The following is a 19,117-nucleotide window of genomic DNA, read 5'->3' as shown; positions in this document are numbered from 1 at the left end:
ACAAGCCATAACAAAAAATACGTAAAACATTGTTTTATCTGAATAATATTTTTAATTATATAAAAACAAAAAAACACTTTATAAATACTCACGTAAAACGACATTTTGTTGCAAATAAGCGAAAAACGATTTAGTCAACGGTGGGCTCAAGCGCAGATGGGTCTATAAAATGCTCTTTCATAAAGGTTTTCATTTCATCCTCGCTTGCTAGTAGCTTAATTCCGCAGTGCACACCTGCGACATGCTCTTTAACACTGCAAATTTCACCTTCAAAATCTTTATCACTACTATTGAGTACGACAGTGCATTGCATATCTTTAATACCTTCAGCTTGCTGATCGCCTCTAATATCAAACATTACACCAGTGAGTGAAATGTCCTTAATAAGGCCTTCAAGCACTCTATCGTCACTTAGTTTTAACTTTGCAGGTAACAAGGTAGGTATGCGTGTTTGCGAGCGTAGCGCAAATAGCTGCACTTGCTTAGGAAAATTAATAAAGACGAGTTTAGCGGGATGAGAGGCTACTGACATAATTTGCTGGCGAAACGCAATAACTTGCCCGCCACTGCCTTCAATCAGTGCTCTTACAACAACCATTACACCATCACGTAAATAGTCACTCGCTGCAGGTAAACGCTTAGCATTGGGATAATTTAAAATAATAAACTGTTTATCGAGTAAACCAACTAATTCAGTTTTAACACGCTTACTGCTTGTAGGTGTTAATATTTCTAGGTCAACTAAACTGCCTACACCTATATGCTTTAGCTTTTCTAAATTTGTTGGCATATCCCTTTTTCCAATATTTTGTAATTTAAAACTTAAGCCGCTCGTTTATCCACGCCAAAAAGTAGGCGTAAATAACACTAATAAAGTAAATATTTCTAGGCGACCAAACACCATTGCAATAGTAAGCAACCATTTAGCACCATCGGTTATAGCACCATAATGCGACGCTACATCTCCTAAGCCAGGCCCTAAGTTATTTAAACAAGCCGCAGTGGCTGAGAACGCAGTTATGTTATCCATACCCGTGCCCATAAGCGCTAACATGATAATAATAAATACAAGCGCATATGCAGAGAAAAATCCCCACACGGCTTCTACTACTTTGTCTGGCAACGCCTTACGACCCAGCTTGATTGAATATATAGCCCGTGGGTGCACTAAACGATTGAGCTCACGCACGCCCTGCAAATAAAGTAAAAATACGCGCACTACTTTCATACCACCACCGGTAGAGCCTGCACAGCCACCAATAAAGCTCGAAAATATAAGTAAAATAGGTAAAAACAAAGGCCATGTTGAAAAGTTATCAGTAGCAAAGCCTGCTGTTGTACTCATTGAAACAGCTTGAAATAACGCCTGATCGAGGGTTTCATCGCCATTAGCAAATATTTCGTTAGAGGAAAGTACGGTAAAACAAATAACCACCAGCGCTAATTGAATACACAAAAACACCTTAAACTCTGGGTCTCTAATATAAACTTGTATATTTCGGCTCGCCACTGCGGCGTAATGCAGGGAGAAGTTAACAGCGGCAATAATTAAAAAGAACACACAAATAAAGTTAATTACAGGGCTGTCAAAGTGCCCCATGGAGGCGTCGTAAGTAGAAAAACCACCTATCGCCACCGTTGAGAATGCATGGCATATAGCATCAAACCACTCCATTCCTGCAGCCCAATAAGCCAGCATACAAGTAATAGTCAACGACACATAAATATACCAAAGGTGCTTTGCAGTATCGGCAATTCGCGGGGTCATTTTAGAATCTTTTACAGGCCCTGGTATTTCAGCGCGGTACAACTGCATACCACCAACACCTAGCATTGGGAGTATAGCAACAGCGAGTACGATTATACCCATACCGCCAAACCACTGGAGTTGCTGGCGATAAAACAATACCGACTTGGGTAAATACTCAATACCGGTAAGCACCGTAGCGCCGGTGGTTGTTAAGCCAGAAAATGCTTCAAATACCGCATCGGCGAGCGATAAGTTAGGTTCTTGTAAAAAGATAAGCGGCAAGGACGCAAACGCCCCAAGTACCAGCCAAAACAAAACAACAATTAAAAAGCCTTCACGTGCTTTTAAGTCACCGTTTTCATGGCGGTTTGGGTAATAAGCCATCATGCCAATAACAACACTAAAGATAAATGCTAAAACAAAAGGAACACCACCACCGTCTTTATATATTAAAGACACCAGTGCCGGTGGCACCATGGTAATACTAAACAGCGCAACAAGTTGGCCAAGAATTTTTATGATGGTACGAAATTGCATTTAGCTTGTCGCTTTTATTATTAGTAAATTCAGGCTGAGTAGTATCAACCAAATTAAATAGGGTCAGTATGCATTACATGCAATTTGTCTAGGTTATTACTCTTTAATAGTTAACTCAACTGCGCCGTGACTTAAATCAAAAATATCTTTGATTGCTTGCTGAGCTTCGCGACTATCTATTGTAATCACCCAATCAATATTAGCAGTAAATTGCTTATCAATATTAAGCACTTGATACTTTGTTTTTAATAGCTGCTCAATCGCGCCTTGCATGCTGTACTCACTACTCCCTATAATTTCAACACTGGGAACTTTAAGCACTGTTTGCAATTTTACTAATGCATTATTTAATGAGCCACCATAAGCACGTACTAATCCGCCTGTGCCTAATTTTATACCGCCAAAGTAACGTGTGACTACAGCTGTGATTTCGCCAAGGCCTGAACCCACCAGTACATTTAACATAGGCTTTCCTGCCGTGCCATTGGGTTCACCATCGTCCGAAAAACCATAAACATGACTACCACCGGGGTTGCCTGCCACATGTGCCCAGCAGTTATGACGCGCATCGCTATACTTTTCTTCAATGCTTTTAATAAATGCTTTGGCTGAATTTAAATCGGGGGTATGTGCAATGTGGACTATAAACGTACTTTTTTTAATTTCTTCTTGGTGAAAAACGTTAGCAGCAGGATATTTATATTCAGACATATTTTAAACTTGTAAAAAGGGGGCCAAAAGGCCCCTTTAAGTAATGTACGTATTTTAACGTGTATAAATTAATTAGTGTTAACTAGAATTAATCGAGTTCTAAATTACGCGTCATATTCTCTAGGCTATCTTCGTGAACAATAATGTTATCTTCAATACGAATACCGCCAAATGGTTTGAATGACTCAACCTTTTCCCAATTAATAAACTGTTTATTATCGGTTTGCGCTAAATCACTAAGCAGTGAGTCAATAAAGTATAAACCGGGTTCAATAGTAAACACTTGGTTTTTTTCGATCAGGCGAGTACAACGCAAGAACGGATGCCCTTCAGGCGATGGCTGATGCGTGCCCTTTTCGTCACTCATAAAACCTCCCATATCATGCACTTGTAAACCTAGGTGATGCCCTAGTCCATGCGGGAAGAAAGTAGAGGTAATTTTACGCTCTACAATTTCCTCAGCGGGTAGGTTAACAATTTTAAAGTCACTAAGTATTTGTGCAATACGGTTATGGCATTCAACGTGTAAATCACCATAAAGCATACCCGGCTTCAAACCTTTACCTAGTTCGATTTGTTGAACCGTCATCGCTTGTACAAGCTCGGCAAACTCACCCTGCTTTTTAAAATCATACGTACGAGTAATATCAGCGGCATAACCATTAAAGTTTGCACCGGCATCTATTAAAAATGAGTTATGTGTTTGTGGCGCTTTTGGATCAAAGTGCGTGTAGTGCAAAATAGCGCAGTTTTCGTTAAGCGCAACAATGTTGCCGTACGGCATTTCATTTTCGCTTTGACGTGTCGCCATTAAGTACGCTTGCTGAATGTCGAACTCGCTACCACCATTAAAGAATGTATCGCGTGCAGCTTTATGCCCATCTACTGCAATGCGGTTAGCGTTGCGTAAACATTCAAGTTCGTACTGCGTTTTATAAGCGCGGTGGTAATGAAAATAGTTAAGTACAGGCTCAGGGTTCATAATACTAAAACCAAGAGCTTGCGCTACTTCAATGTATTCACCCATGTAAGCATATTTAGCTTTATCGTATGGTAATAACTTTTCTACTTGATCAGGCTGAAGTAGTAGCTCTATATCAAAGTACTCAGCCCAAAAGTCGCGAGGCTCGTCTGGTACTTTATGCCAAAAATCTACTGGACGATAAAATATTAGCTTTGGTTTGTCGCTGCCATTTACCACAATCCAGCAATGAGGATTGTCAATAACCGGTAACCACGCTTTAAACTGTGGATTAACTTTAAATGGATAATACATATCATCTAAAAACTGGCGCTTAGCTTGGCCTGAATGAATTACTAATCCTTCTAACCCTTCGCTATTACAAATTGTACGAGTACGCTGTTGCAGTGTTGCAATATGTTCGGCGTATAAAACGGCTAATTTATCCATTGTTAATCCATCTGTTAAATTTAACTTGCTATGAGTCTATCACTTATACCAATTGCATTAAATTAATGATCTATTATAGCGATAAGAAAATAGCTTAATAACAAGGCTAAAATTATGATACATAGTTGTTCTATATAAATAATTTTTAACGCAGTTATTGAATTATTTAATACGCTAGAATGATCACGTTTTTAATAAAATTGGTATTACCCTCAGCGCTCAAAAAAGGGGATATCTAAACGCATTAGATATCCCCCTACTTTAAACTTATGTTTACTAACCGCCCATTTTCATTTCGAGTAGCGGCGCTAATACATTACCTTCTCGGCCCATTCTTGTATGGTAAACCTGCCTGTACGCAAATACATTTTTTACGTAATCGCGGGTTTCGCGATACGGAATAAGCTCTACCCATAACTCAGCCGGAATAGCGTCATCAGGTAACCAACGCTTTATACGGTGATAACCCGCATTATAAGAAGCCGTAGCCAGTACTTCATTGCCATGGTTTTTCTTTTTTAAGTACTGTAAGTAACTCGTACCTAACCTAATATTTGTTTTAGGTTGATATAAACGACTACTTGTCACACTGCCTTTATTTACATACTCAGCAGTACTAGGTAATAACTGCATTAAACCACGCGCATTAGCATGCGAGCGTGCATCTGGCGCAAAAGAGCTTTCGCGCCTTGCAATAGCAATACTCCAAGCAACATCTATCTTGCTACGTTTACTGTAGCGCTCAAAAACATCTTGAAACGCAAACGGAAAACGTTGCTCTACGTTATCCCATGCTTTAATTTTTGCTAAAGTAAAAATAGTACTGTCGTGCCAACCTAAATCGGTAGATAACTGTGATGCTGCCAGCTTTTCTTCATCGCTGGAGGTATCCGTTAGGTAATTCCATTCACGGCGTGCCGACGTAAAGCGCTCAATATCATAAAGTGCTTTTGCACGCTTAAAGCCTGGTGCATTACTCACTTTATCTACAAGTACCTTATCGACTGCTAAAGGCTGATTATTTAAATCAACGGGCAACCCCAAACGTGCTGCGGCTAAAAAGCCGTAATAATCACGATTAGCCGCTACTTTTTTCCAAATGTCGTCTGCTTTTTGTTGCTCGCCACGTTGTGCATAGCTATAAGCTAACCAATATTGCTGACCAAGACTTAAATTTTCTTTACCTGTAAAAAATGCAGCAATTCCTTCCCAATCTTGGGTTTTGAGCATATTGCCCAGTTGCCACTGAATAAGCTTGCTGTCTAGTCGCTCTTTTGGCACTTTATTTAGCCAAAAGCTCGCTTGTTTATGCCCGCTAGAGGCAAGTGACAATGCAAAAGTGTAATACACATCCGCTTTTTCTTCATCGCTGTACTTAAATATTTTTTCTAGCTTTTCCCATGCTTTTAAAGCTAGCTCTTTATCGCGCCAAACCAAACGCTTAACACCATAAATAGCTATTTGCCCTTCTTTAGCCGACTTGTTTTTATATCTATATAATCCAGCGGCTGCGCTTGGATCTTTTCGCACTTTTAAATATAAGTCAGCTAAGTAACGCTCCTTACTTGGTAATAAAGTTTTTAAGTAAGGTAATAAGCTTTGCGTTCCGCCTTGTGCAGCAAGTGTTACACGCTTCCAAACCGTTTCTTCTTTCATGTAGCCTTTTTTACGCCACGTAGAAAATAAACTATCACAACCATTAGGTTGCGATTTACCTACAGCCCATAAGTCGGTCACCTGATTTAGAATTGCCTTTTCGGGCGCACCTAAATCAAGCTGAAAATCTAAATAAGTACAAGTAAGCTCCGTATTAGACGTTTCACGATAGTTGCGGATATACGCCGCCTTTTCGTTGTTATCTTTTAAATACTCTAACCACGCTTTACGGACCGGCCACTCAAGCGGCGTATGCTGGTATATATTTAAATATTCTTCTATTTCTGCCTGATGTTTAATGCTCGGATGGCGTTGCCAATACGTTTTTTCAACATAAGGTTTTAACGGGTGATTTAGGTTACTAACCGCTTGTTTAAAGTCTTGGTAACTGCCGTACCTTACTTTTTTTTCGGCATCTAAAAATGCATCGTTATCGTTACTTGCCTCGGCAGAATGAAGAGGAAAAATGAATGCAGCTGCCGCAACACTTAGTAAATATTTTTTCATAATGTCCTTTAATAAAAATTAAAGTTGTGAATAAAAACTTTTCAACCACCTTAGCACCAAACCAGCTATATTTTAACCAGTCGATTGTAACCGAGTTAAATTTTTCGTTGCATTTTTAATTTAAAGCAAGCACACTGATTGAAATGCAAACTCATCGTACCAGTCTTAGTTCGTCAACTAGGGAGAATAATAATGTTATATAAAAGCGATTCCTTTGAAGTTAGCTTCCTGAAGGAAAACATCGCCGAGTTTAAGTTTTGTGTTGCAGGTTCTGTAAACACACTATCTCAAAAAACTCTTTCAGATTGCGCAGCAGCATTAAAAGAATTAGCCGCCAATACTGATATCAAAGGCATGATTTTTACCAGTGATAAAGACCACTTTATTATTGGTGCCGATATCTTCGAATTTTTACCTACATTTACTAAACCTGAAGAAGAATTAGTAGTGTGGATCAAAAACGCAACCGACGTTTTTGATGCAATTGAAGATTTACCATTCCCAACTCTAAGCGCTATAAACGGTATGGCACTTGGTGGTGGTTGTGAGTGGGCACTTGCTACCGATTATCGTGTGGCAAGCGAAACAGCTAAAATGGGCCTACCAGAAGTTAAACTTGGCATAATGCCAGGGTTTGGTGGCACAGTGCGCTTACCACGTATCATTGGCGCCGATAACGCGATGATGTGGATTACCTCAGGCGCAGAAAACCGCGCAGCAGATGCCCTTAAAGTAGGTGCGTTTGACGCGGTAGTTAGTGCTGACAAACTTCTAGAGTCAAGTGTATCAACACTTGAACTGGCGATTGCTGGCAAGCTAGATTGGCAAGCAAAACGCAACGTAAAACTACAGCCACTTAAATTAAACCGTGTTGAGCAAGGCATGAGCTTTGCTATGGCAGAAGGTATGGTAATGGGTAAAACCAAAGGCCACTATCCTGCACCGGTTATGGCTGTACGTACTATTAAAGCAGCGGCAAACTGTACTCGCGATGAAGCAATGGCAATCGAAAACGCTAACTTTGCTAAATTAGCACGTACACCAGAAGCAGCAGCACAAACTGGTATATTCCTAGCTGATCAATACATTAAAGGTAAAGCACGTAAATTTGCTAAGCACAGCGATGTAGAAATTAAACAAGCCGCTGTATTAGGTGCTGGTATTATGGGTGGCGGTATTGCATACCAGTCTGCTTATAAAGGCACACCTATTATAATGAAAGACATCCAACAAGATGCGCTTGATTTAGGTATGGGTGAAGCATCTAAATTGTTAGGTGCAAAAGTTAAGCGTGGCCACATGCCAATGGAAAAAATGTTGGCAACACTTAGCAAAATTAAACCAACACTTAACGAGTCAGACCTACAAAGTGCCAACATCATTGTTGAAGCCGTTGTAGAAAACCCTAAAGTTAAGCAAGCAGTACTCGCTGATCTTGAAAAGAACATGCCAGAAGGCACTGTACTTACTTCAAATACATCGACTATTTGTATTGATTTACTAGCACAAGCGCTAGATAAGCCAGAAAACTTCTGTGGTATGCACTTTTTCAACCCTGTGCCAAAAATGCCATTAGTAGAAATTATCCGTGGTGCAAAAACCTCAGATAAAACAATTAATGCAGTAGTTGATTACGCGCTTAAATTAGGTAAATCGCCAATTGTTGTTAACGATTGCCCAGGCTTTTTTGTAAACCGTGTTTTATTCCCTTACTTTGCAGGTTTTAGCAAATTAGTGGTTGAAGGCGCTAACTTTGCAAAAGTAGATAAAGTAATGGAAAACGTATTTGGCTGGCCTATGGGTCCGGCTTACCTACTTGATGTTGTAGGTATTGATACAGCGTTCCATTGTACTGGCGTAATGGCTGACGGTTTCCCTGAGCGTATGGCGCGTGCTGATAAAGACCCTGTGACTATTTTTGCCAACGAAAAACGTTTTGGACAAAAGAACAAAGCCGGTTTTTACAAATACGAAACAGATCGTCGCGGTCGTCTTAAAAAGTCTCATGACGAGACAGCAATTGAGCTATTAAGCCCAATTACAGACGCACCAAAAGAATTTGATAAACAAGAAATCATCGACCGTTGTATGATTCCAATGATTAACGAAGTGCTACTGTGTTTGCAAGAAGGCATTGTTGCCTCGCCGCAAGAAGCAGATATGGCATTAGTTTACGGTGTTGGTTTCCCTCCATTTAGAGGCGGCGCGTTCCGTTACTTAGATCAAACTGGTTTAGCTAACTTTGTTGCAGCAGCAGACAAATACGCTCACCTAGGTGCGATTTACCAAGTATCTGAACAAACTCGCAAGTGGGCCGAAGAAGGTCGTGTTTTCTATAAGGTGGAAGGTTAATATCATGAATAATCCAGTAATTGTAGATTGTATCCGCACACCAATGGGTCGCTCTAAAAGTGGTGTATTCAAACATAAACGTGCAGAAGACTTAAGCGCACATTTAATGAAAGGCTTACTAGATCGCAACCCTGCAGTTGATCCTGCATCAATTGACGATATTTATTGGGGTTGTGTACAGCAAACATTAGAGCAAGGCTTTAACGTAGCACGTAACGCATCATTGCTTGCCGGTATTCCGCACAGCGTTCCTGCTGTTACGGTTAACCGTTTATGTGGCTCTTCTATGCAAGCATTGCATGACGCAGCACGCGCAATAATGACAGGCGCTGGCGACACTTACCTAATTGGTGGTGTTGAGCACATGGGTCACGTACCTATGACTCACGGCAACGACTTTCACCCAGGCTTAGCAACATCAATTGCACAAGCGTCTGGCTCTATGGGCTTAACAGCAGAATACCTTGCAACGCTTCATGGCATTAGCCGTGAGCAACAAGATGAATTTGCTTACCGTTCACATCAACGTGCACAAGCTGCAACTGTTGAAGGCCGCTTCCGTCGCGAAATTTTAGCAATGGAAGGTCACGATGCAGATGGTTCGCTTATCTTAGTTGAAGACGACGAAGTAATTCGCCCAGAAACAACAGTAGAAGGTCTATCAAAGCTTCGCCCAGTATTTAATCCTGCATCAGGTACGGTAACAGCCGGTACTTCTTCAGCACTTTCTGACGGCGCATCTGCAATGTTAGTAATGAGCGAAGAAAAAGCAAAAGAACTTGGTTTACCAATTCGTGCGCGCATTAAAGCAATGGCAGTTGCTGGTTGCGATCCATCAATTATGGGTTACGGCCCAGTACCAGCAAGTAAAAAAGCACTTGCTCAAGCCGGTATTACAATTGATGACCTAGGCGTAGTAGAACTTAATGAAGCCTTTGCAGCACAATCATTACCTGTAATGAAAGATTTAGGGTTAATGGATGTTGTTGACGAAAAAGTGAATTTAAATGGCGGCGCAATCGCACTTGGTCACCCACTGGGTTGTTCGGGTTCGCGTATTAGCACATCGCTTATTCACTTAATGGAAGACAAAAATGTACGATACGGTTTAGCAACTATGTGTATTGGTTTAGGCCAAGGCATTGCAACTGTATTTGAACGTGTTCAAGACTAATTAGTTTAAACATGTAAAACCATCTTGGTGATTAAAAAGGCGAACTGATTTTATTCAGTTCGCCTTTTTTATTAGCTTCAATTTATAAAACGTCCCTTTATCAAACAAGCATGTAACAGCGTAATTATGTGATCGGGCGTATTATTAAATAAAGCATTTTGAAACTGCTAAAAGCATTAAGTAAAATAGTTAAATTACACATAAAATTGCGTTAAACTGCCAAACTTATTAATTGCTATACCTAAGCACTCGCGTACACAGCAATCACTTTAATTAAACAGGCCAATTTATTATGAGCTTTGATAATCCCGATCACCAATTAGATGCCATAGGCCTTCGCTGCCCAGAGCCAGTAATGATGGTACGTGCTGCTATTCGTAAAATGAATGACGGTGAAACGTTATTAATAACTGCTGATGACCCGTCAACCACTCGCGATATTCCGAGCTTTTGTACGTTTATGGATCACACGCTGGTAGCTAAAGATGCAGAAGCAGCACCGTATAGATATGTGGTGAAGAAAGGGCTTTAAACTCACGTAGGTCGGGTTGAGTTTTACGAAACCCAACGTATTTAATAACCACCAAAATAGTTTTGTTCGCCACACATGTTGGGTTTCGCTTCACTCTACCCAAACTACGAACCCCCCTTGGTGTTAATGCTGAATAAATCCTACAACGTCCTTGTCACAAATCCATCAACCCACTAGGGCTATTAAATAGCTAAAATCACTTCTTCGTTATCGTCACTTGTGGCTTATCGTAGTCACTGTAATCAATACTTACTATGTACGTGCCTTTTATTGCTGGTGTGAAACTAAAGTAGTTATAAATAGTATTACAGTCTGCGATAGCTGGCTGGCCCAGTGTTAGCTTTTGTCCTGCTGGTTGTGCGTCGCTGTAACCACAGTTGTAACCTTCACTAAAATCGGCATCGGCTATTTTAAATTCGTACACTTTACCTGGGGTCGAAAATTTAACTTGCGCTTGATAAAGCGCAGGGCCAACTGGCGCAAACTGATACTGGGGCTCTGCATCCCACAGTGTAAAGTCGCCACGTAAGTAAATTGTGCGGTCAAGCTCTTGCTGTGGCAATACATCGTTAATCGAAATTTGGCTTGTACAGGCAGTAAGTAAGCCAGCAATTGCTAAGGTTAAAATTCGTTTCATAGAAATCATCAATGGGTTTCCTTTGCATACAGTGAAAACTAAAAAGCCAGCAAAACGCTGGCTTTTAAAATTGCTAATCGGTGTTATTTTTGTAAAACAGAAATATCTGCAATACCTAAAAACAATCCGCTTAACTGGCTTAATAGCGCTAGACGATTTTGCTTAACAGCTTCATCGTCGGCCATAACCATTACGTTGTCAAAAAAGTTATCAACACTTTCACGAATACCCGCCAATTGGCTTAATGCTTCTTGGTAGTTTCCATCTGCGTAAAGTGGTGCAAGGTCAGTGGCAAATTTTGCTACTTGTGATGCCAATACTTTTTCGGCGTCGTCGCTTAATAAGCTCTCATCAACACTACCTTGGCTGGTAATATCGTTTTTAGCCAGAATGTTACCTACACGCTTATTAGCTGCTGCAAGCGCTTCTGCTGCGTCTAATGTACGGAAGTGGCTTACGGCTTTAACACGGCGGTCAAAATCAACAGGTTTAGTCGGACGACGTGCAAGCACTGCTTGAATTACGTCTACTTCAATACCTTCGTCTTGATACCAAGCACGGAAGCGCCCTAGCATAAACTCAAATACGTCAGTTGATACATTTAAGTTAGTTAACTTGTCGCCAAACAATGTTTGCGATTTAGCTACTAGGTCTAAAATATCAAGTGGTAGTTCTTTTTCTACCATGATGCGCAGTGCACCAATAGCAGCACGACGAAGAGCAAATGGGTCTTTGTCACCTTTAGGTGCTTGGCCTATACCAAAAATACCCACCAGCGTGTCAAACTTATCAGCAATCGCTACTGCGCAGCTAATTAAGTTTGTTGGTAAGTTATCCCCTGCAAAGCGTGGCATGTACTGCTCGTTTTGCGCTACGGCTACATCTTCGGCTTCACCATCGTGGCGAGCGTAATGCATTCCCATTACACCTTGCACGTCGGTAAATTCCATAACCATTTCAGTCATTAGGTCAGTTTTACTTAATAAGCCTGCACGCTGTGCTAGGTCTTTATCAGCACCTAATTGCTCAGCAATATAACCTGCAAGTTCACTAATGCGCTCAGACTTATCTTTAAGCGTACCAAGTTGCTTTTGGAACAATACGCTATCAAGCGACTCTAATCGGCTTTCTAGGGTTTTCTTTTTATCTGTTTCAAAGAAGAACTGTGCATCGGCTAAACGCGGGCGCACTACTTTTTCGTTACCAGAAATAACCACACTTGGATCTTTACTTTCGATGTTAGATACAAACAAAAACTTATTTAAAAGTTTGCCGTTTTGATCTAATAACGGGAAATATTTTTGATCGTCTTTCATAGTGTAAATTAACGCTTCGGCTGGTACATCTAAAAATGCTTCTTCAAATGTTGCCGTTAAAGTAACTGGCCACTCTACAAGTGATGTTACTTCTTCTAGTAAATCTTCATCCATTGCAACAACAGCGTTAACTGCGCTTGCAGCCTCTTCTATTTGTGCTCGAATTTGCGCTTTACGTTGCTCGTAATCAGCAATAACGTAAGCAGATTTAAGTACGTCAAAAACGTCATCTGCATGGTTAATGCTAATTTTTTCTGGGTGATGAAAACGATGACCCTGAAGCTGGTTAGTTATTTGCTTACCAAGAATTTCGCCTTCAAGTAGCTCATCACCAAATAAAATAGTGACTGTGTGCACTGGACGAATAAATTGTGTTTTATTCGCGCCCCAACGCATTGGTTTAGGGATTGGTAATTTACTTAACGCTTTAGTGATAGCATCTGTCATTAGCGTTTTAGTTTCTTGCCCTGCTACTTTAGCAATGTGCAATAACCAAGCGCCTTTATCGGTTTCAAGTGTTTGTGCGTCTTTTACTTCAATACCACAACCACGTGCCCAACCCATTGCTGCTTTTGTTGGGTTACCTTCGCTGTCAAACGCTGCCTTTGTTGCTGGGCCACGCTTTTCAACTTCTTTGTCTTGTTGCTTAGCTTCAAGCGCTTTTACTTGTAAACCCAAACGACGAGGCGATGCATACCAGCTTACGCCTTGGTGTGCTAATTCTAATGTTTCTAGCTCTTGAGTTAAGTTTGCAGCAAAGGCTTCTGCTAATTTACGCAGTGCTTTTGGTGGTAACTCTTCTGTGCCAATTTCTACTAATAAATTTTGTGCTGACATTTTACTTATCCTTACACAGCGGGAAACCAAGCGCTTCACGTTTGTCATAGTAACTTTGTGCACACGCTTTTGATAACGCACGAACGCGTAAAATATAACGCTGACGTTCGGTTACCGAAATTGCGTGGCGTGCGTCTAGTAAGTTAAATGCGTGCGATGCTTTCATTACTTGCTCGTATGCAGGTAGTGGTAAGTTAGCTTCAATTAACTTTTGGCTTTCTGCTTCACACTTATCAAACTGTGCAAATAAGTCTTCTACGTTTGCATGTTCAAAATTATAAGTAGATTGCTCTACTTCATTTTGATGGAACACGTCGCCGTATGTTACGCGCCCTAGTGGACCGTCTGCCCATACTAGGTCGTAAATGCTATCTACGCCTTGAATGTACATTGCTAAACGCTCTAGGCCGTAAGTAATTTCGCCTGTTACTGGTGAGCACTCTAAGCCACCCACTTGTTGAAAGTAGGTAAACTGCGTTACTTCCATGCCGTTTAACCAAATTTCCCATCCCAAGCCCCATGCGCCTAGCGTAGGTGATTCCCAGTTATCTTCTACAAAGCGAACTTCGTGAGTAAGGGTATCAATACCCATTGCCGCTAATGAGCCTAAGTAAAGCTCTTGGATGTTATCTGGCGATGGCTTTAAAACTACTTGGAATTGGTAGTAATGTTGTAGGCGATTTGGGTTTTCACCATAGCGGCCATCCGTAGGACGACGACACGGCTGAACGTACGCGCTCGACATTGGCTCTGGACCAATAGACTTTAAAAATGTTTGCGGGTGAAATGTCCCGGCGCCCACTTCCATATCAAGTGGTTGAATAATGACACAGCCTTGCTGCGCCCAATAATCCTGTAAAGCCAGGATCAAACCTTGAAAGGTTTTTACGTCATATTTTTGCATATTTGGCTTTTTACTATCTAAGAAGTAGCGTGAAAATTACCCTTAGTATACCGTGTGTACACTCAGGTTTTAAGCAGTTTGTGTAATTGAAAAAATAAAAAAGGAGCCATTAGGCTCCTTTTTCGGTGCAAGTGATATTTTTACACGTCTAGATTAACTACGCGTAGAGCGTTAGTTTCGATAAACTCTCTACGAGGCTCTACTTGATCACCCATTAAGGTGGCAAATAATTGATCCGCGCCAACAGCATCTTCAATCGTTACTTGTAACATACGACGAGCACTAGGATCCATTGTCGTTTCCCAAAGCTGGCTTGGGTTCATTTCACCCAGTCCTTTATAGCGTTGAATGTAGATCCCGCGCTTAGATTCTGTGATCAACCATTCCAAAGCATCCACAAAGTTATCAACAGGTTTTGTTTTCTCACCACGTTGAATATAAGCACCTTCTTTTAGGATGTTTGCAATGTTAGTACCAGTCACAGCAATGCGTTGGTAGTCACGTGATGCAATAAAGTCATAATGAAGTACATGTGCTTTATCAACACCGTGCTGACGAATATTCACAACCGGGTAATACATATTACGCTCAGCGTCAAACTCTGTACCCGCATGGAAAATAGTTGCATCTTCATCACGTGCAATCAGGTCATCAACTAACTCTTTTGTCCAAGCAATTACTTTAGCTTCGTCAGAAAGGTCATCAGTTTTCAACTCTGTTTGGTAGATTAAGCGCTCCATTACCGTGTTAGGATATTTACGCTTTAAACGCTCAATAACTTTAACTGTATTTTGGTAATCGTGAACGACTTTCTCTAGCGCTTCACCTTCTAGCGCAGGAGCATCTGCACTTGGATATAAAGCAGCATTATTAAGCGCAAGCGACGTTAAGTATTCTACTAATGCAGGATCATCTTTAATATAACGCTCTTGCTTACCTTTTTTCACTTTATAAAGTGGTGGTTGAGCAATATAAATATAACCGCGTTCTACAATTTCAGGCATTTGACGATAGAAGAATGTTAGTAGTAACGTACGAATGTGAGAACCATCCACGTCCGCATCGGTCATGATGATGATACGGTGATAACGTAATTTCTCAGGGTTATATTCGTCACGACCAATACCACACCCTAATGCAGTAATTAGTGTTGCTACTTCTTGCGAAGATAGCATTTTATCAAAACGTGCTTTTTCTACGTTTAATATTTTACCTTTAAGCGGAAGAATAGCTTGGTTTTTACGGTTACGTCCCTGCTTGGCTGATCCGCCAGCAGAGTCCCCTTCCACTATATATAGTTCAGATTGTGCTGGGTCTTTTTCTTGGCAATCAGCTAGCTTACCTGGTAAGCCTGCTAAGTCCATTGCACCTTTACGTCGTGTCATTTCACGGGCTTTACGCGCCGCTTCACGTGCACGTGAGGCATCAATAATCTTACCTACAACAATTTTGGCATCAGTTGGGTTTTCTAGTAAAAACTCAGTGAATTTTTCAGCCATTGCTTGTTCAACCGCAGATTTAACTTCACTTGATACTAGCTTGTCTTTAGTTTGTGATGAGAACTTAGGATCAGGAACTTTAACACTAACAACAGCCGTTAAGCCTTCACGGGCATCATCACCGGTAGCATTGCTGGTTGTTTTAGCTTTTTTGTTAAAGCCTTCTTTTTCCATGTAGTTATTAAGTGTACGTGTTAGCGCTGATCTAAAACCGGCTAAGTGAGTACCACCATCACGTTGTGGAATATTATTTGTGAAACAGTAAATGTTTTCTTGGTATGCATCATTCCACTGCATTGATACTTCAACACTAATACCATCTTCTTCACGTTCGTGAGTAAAATGGAACACACCTTTATGTATAGGTGTTTTATTACGGTTTAAGTACTCTACGAAAGCTTGAATACCGCCTTCATATTTAAAGTGGTCAGATTTATTTTCTTCACGCTCATCATTTAAGATGATGCTCACACCTGAGTTTAGGAATGAAAGCTCGCGTAAACGCTTAGCTAAAATGTCGTAATGAAAATCTAAATTTGTGAATGTTTCAGCGCTTGGCCAAAAACGTAATTCTGTACCAGTTGTTTCTGAGTCACCAATTACAGCTAAAGGTGCATCTGGAACACCCATAGTATAAAACTGCTCATGAAGCTTTCCTTCACGACGAACAGTCAGTTTTAGTTTTTCTGAAAGTGCATTTACAACAGAAACACCAACACCGTGTAAGCCACCTGATACTTTATAAGAGTTATCATCAAACTTACCACCGGCATGAAGTACCGTCATAATAACTTCGGCTGCAGATACGCCTTCTTCTTCATGGATAGAAGTTGGGATACCACGACCGTTATCTCGAACTGAGACAGAACCGTCTAAGTGAATCGTTACATAAATATCATCACAATGACCTGCTAAGGCTTCATCGATCGAGTTATCAACGACCTCAAACACCATGTGGTGTAAGCCTGTGCCATCATCGGTGTCCCCAATATACATTCCAGGACGCTTTCTTACTGCGTCTAATCCTTTAAGTACTTTAATACTCGACGAGTCATAATTCTCAGACATGGTTAATCCCACTTATCTTGTTATTAGGTTGCCATGTTTCACGTGGAACATTTGTAGTTCTCGTTGCATGGGTTCCACCACAGCAGAAATACTTTCAGATAAAATTGAAGAGATAAAAATTTGAGAACTACAGTGAGCAAGTAATTGTCCCACTTTCTCTTTTGTATCTTCGCCTAATTCTGAAGGTAGATCATCTATTAGCAATATAGATTGCTTATCTGTCTCTGACTCAATTAAGCTATTTTGCGTAACTTTCAACGCATACAATAATAGCTTCAATTGACCGCGTGAGAATGTATTCTCCACACTGTTACCAGCGACACTAAAACTAAAATCGGCCTTATGAGGGCCTTTACTTGTAAACCCTTGGCGAGCATCTCGCTCAAAGTTTTGCTCTAACGCATCTGCAAGAGATTCAGTCTCTTTCCAGCCTGCGCTAAAGGTCATTTCTAAATCACGTACAAGCGTCAATTCTGCACACATTTTATCAAAAAATTGCTGCTTAAACCTACTTATATACGCCAATCTTAATTTATTTATTTCTTCAGCCAGTCTAACAAATTCTTTGTCCCAAAACTTAATTTGGTCAAAATAATTCTTGGGCTTAGTTTTTAACAATGCATTACGTTGTTTCAGTACTTTATTAAATGATTGCCACAAAAAAAAGAACTCATGTTCCACGTGGAACAAACCTAAATCTAAAAACTTTCTGCGCTCTTTAGGTCCACCAAAAAACAAAGAATAACTCTCTGGTGTAATAATTTGTACAGGCATAAGTTGAGCGAGTTCTGATATCCTACGACTCGCCTTACCTTGAATTTTTAAATTAGTCTCACCCGTTTGCGTTTTACTAATACCAATTGGAATTGATAAATCGTGTATTGTTTTACGCCCGTGAATTACAAATTGCTCTTGCTGGTGCGCAATAATACTTTTGTGTTTTGGAGTACGAAAAGATTTGCCATGAGAAAGGTAATATATAGCCTCTAAAAGGCTGGTTTTTCCGCTGCCATTTTCACCATAAATTATATTAACGCCGTTGACTGGTTCTAGCGTCAGTGCCTCAATATTACGAAAATATTTGAGGCTCAAATGACTTAAGCTCATTATGTATTTATAGTCTTATAAACGCATAGGCATAACAACGTACATTGCTTCTTCATCGCCTGCACCTTCAATTAATGCACTGCTGTTTGAGTCGGCTAATGTAAATAGTACGTCTTCTGTTTTTAATGTGTTTAGTACATCTAATACGTAAGACACGTTGAATCCTATTTCTAGGTCCGCGCCTTCGTAACTTACTTCAACAACTTCTTCAGCTTGTTCTTGCTCTGGGTTATTGGCAGTAATTTTTAATAAACCGTTTGATAGATTTAAGCGTACACCACGAAATTTTTCATTCGATAAAATAGACACTCGTTGAAACGCATTTCGTAACCATTCTCGGTTAGCTGTAATTACTTTGTCACCACCACGTGGTAATACACGACGGTAATCAGGAAAGCGTCCATCAACTAGCTTACTTGTAAATGTAAACTCAATATCAATAATACGTATATGGTTAGCACCAAACTGAATTGTAACCAATTCGTCGTCAGCTACCATAAGGCGCATAATTTCTTGCACACCTTTGCGAGGTATAATTAATTGACGTTGAGTGTTAAGCGATTGCGTTAATTGCTTTTGTGCAATAGCTAAACGGTGACCATCTGTTGCTACTGTTTTTATATCTGTATTATCTACTTCAAACGACATACCGTTTAAGTAATAACGTACGTCTTGATTTGCCATCGAAAAATGTGTGCTTTCGAGTAATTTACGAAGCTCTAAACGAGTTAGTTGAAATTCAACCTCACCATCCCACTGCTCTAAATTAGGAAAATCATCAGCAGATAAAGTCGTTAATGAAAAACGGCTTTTACCACTGGTTAAAAGTAATTGGTGCTCTTGCAAGCTTAAAGTAATGTCTGAACCATCAGGTAGACTTTTACAAATATCGAGTAACTTTTTAGCGGGTAACGTTAGTTTTGTATCGGCAATATCATCACCTACAAATACGCCAGAAACTAATTCAATTTCAAGGTCAGTACCCGTCATTGAAAGTTGTCCGTTTTCTACCACTAACAAAACGTTAGATAAGATTGGTAGCGTGTGTTTGCGCTCTATTGCACCCGACACTTGCACCAATGGCTTTAAAAATTGTTGTCTTGATATTGTTATTTGCAT

At 40.3% G+C, this 19,117-nt stretch carries 14 protein-coding genes; 3 read left to right on the top strand and 11 right to left on the bottom strand.

From position 1 onward, the window contains the following. Nucleotides 1–130: 130 nt before the first annotated feature. From H5159_RS18310 to H5159_RS18290, 5 genes are all read right to left on the bottom strand, one after another. Entirely contained in the window at nucleotides 131–790 is a 660-nt protein-coding gene (locus H5159_RS18310; protein WP_024597190.1) for a flagellar brake protein, read from the bottom strand. A 45-nt stretch (nucleotides 791–835) separates the two neighbouring features. Further along, nucleotides 836–2,287, bottom strand: a complete 1,452-nt coding sequence (locus H5159_RS18305; protein ID WP_004335179.1) for a TrkH family potassium uptake protein — start codon at nucleotides 2,285–2,287, stop codon at nucleotides 836–838. A 96-nt stretch (nucleotides 2,288–2,383) separates the two neighbouring features. Continuing rightward, nucleotides 2,384–2,998 carry a YigZ family protein gene (locus H5159_RS18300; RefSeq protein WP_182780805.1) on the bottom strand — a complete coding sequence of 205 codons (615 nt, stop codon included), beginning with the start codon at nucleotides 2,996–2,998 and terminating at the stop codon, nucleotides 2,384–2,386. Between the two features lie 88 nt (nucleotides 2,999–3,086). Then, a complete protein-coding gene (gene pepQ / locus H5159_RS18295) occupies nucleotides 3,087–4,409 on the bottom strand; it encodes a Xaa-Pro dipeptidase (protein ID WP_024599951.1) in 1,323 nt (440 codons plus the stop codon). 276 nt (nucleotides 4,410–4,685) lie between these two features. Beyond that, nucleotides 4,686–6,572, bottom strand: coding sequence for a transglycosylase SLT domain-containing protein (locus H5159_RS18290; protein WP_149601906.1), 1,887 nt, complete (start codon nucleotides 6,570–6,572; stop codon nucleotides 4,686–4,688). Between the two features lie 192 nt (nucleotides 6,573–6,764). Here H5159_RS18290 and fadB point away from each other — a divergent pair, with 192 nt between their 5' ends. The 3 genes from fadB (at nucleotide 6,765) to tusA (ending at nucleotide 10,630) form a co-directional block, all read left to right on the top strand. Further along, entirely contained in the window at nucleotides 6,765–8,924 is a 2,160-nt protein-coding gene (fadB, locus tag H5159_RS18285; RefSeq protein WP_138489862.1) for a fatty acid oxidation complex subunit alpha FadB, read from the top strand. A gap of 4 nt (nucleotides 8,925–8,928) precedes the next feature. Beyond that, a complete protein-coding gene (gene fadA / locus H5159_RS18280) occupies nucleotides 8,929–10,098 on the top strand; it encodes an acetyl-CoA C-acyltransferase FadA (RefSeq protein WP_024597185.1) in 1,170 nt (389 codons plus the stop codon). A gap of 292 nt (nucleotides 10,099–10,390) precedes the next feature. Continuing rightward, nucleotides 10,391–10,630, top strand: a complete 240-nt coding sequence (gene tusA, locus H5159_RS18275) for a sulfurtransferase TusA (protein ID WP_182696209.1) — start codon at nucleotides 10,391–10,393, stop codon at nucleotides 10,628–10,630. A 196-nt stretch (nucleotides 10,631–10,826) separates the two neighbouring features. On the opposite strand, the gene H5159_RS18270 is transcribed toward tusA, so the two are convergent. The 6 genes from H5159_RS18270 to dnaN all read right to left on the bottom strand — a co-directional run bounded on the left by H5159_RS18270 (nucleotide 10,827) and on the right by dnaN (nucleotide 19,117). After that, complete coding sequence (locus tag H5159_RS18270) at nucleotides 10,827–11,276, bottom strand: hypothetical protein (RefSeq protein ID WP_004335197.1); 450 nt, start codon at nucleotides 11,274–11,276, stop codon at nucleotides 10,827–10,829. A gap of 74 nt (nucleotides 11,277–11,350) precedes the next feature. Further along, nucleotides 11,351–13,420, bottom strand: coding sequence for a glycine--tRNA ligase subunit beta (gene glyS, locus H5159_RS18265; protein WP_024597184.1), 2,070 nt, complete (start codon nucleotides 13,418–13,420; stop codon nucleotides 11,351–11,353). Nucleotide 13,421: 1 nt separating this feature from the next. Then, entirely contained in the window at nucleotides 13,422–14,324 is a 903-nt protein-coding gene (gene glyQ, locus H5159_RS18260) for a glycine--tRNA ligase subunit alpha (protein ID WP_004335201.1), read from the bottom strand. A gap of 140 nt (nucleotides 14,325–14,464) precedes the next feature. Beyond that, nucleotides 14,465–16,891 carry a DNA topoisomerase (ATP-hydrolyzing) subunit B gene (gene gyrB / locus H5159_RS18255; protein ID WP_182738746.1) on the bottom strand — a complete coding sequence of 809 codons (2,427 nt, stop codon included), beginning with the start codon at nucleotides 16,889–16,891 and terminating at the stop codon, nucleotides 14,465–14,467. A 12-nt stretch (nucleotides 16,892–16,903) separates the two neighbouring features. Continuing rightward, nucleotides 16,904–17,998: a DNA replication/repair protein RecF gene (recF, locus tag H5159_RS18250; protein WP_004335205.1), complete on the bottom strand. Its 1,095-nt coding sequence runs from the start codon at nucleotides 17,996–17,998 to the stop codon at nucleotides 16,904–16,906. A 15-nt stretch (nucleotides 17,999–18,013) separates the two neighbouring features. Further along, nucleotides 18,014–19,117, bottom strand: coding sequence for a DNA polymerase III subunit beta (gene dnaN / locus H5159_RS18245; RefSeq protein WP_004335206.1), 1,104 nt, complete (start codon nucleotides 19,115–19,117; stop codon nucleotides 18,014–18,016).

This window comes from Pseudoalteromonas sp. SG43-1 (genome assembly GCF_014164415.1).
Classification (GTDB): Bacteria; Pseudomonadota; Gammaproteobacteria; order Enterobacterales; family Alteromonadaceae; genus Pseudoalteromonas; species Pseudoalteromonas distincta.
This window is presented reverse-complemented; position numbering and strand designations above follow the sequence as displayed.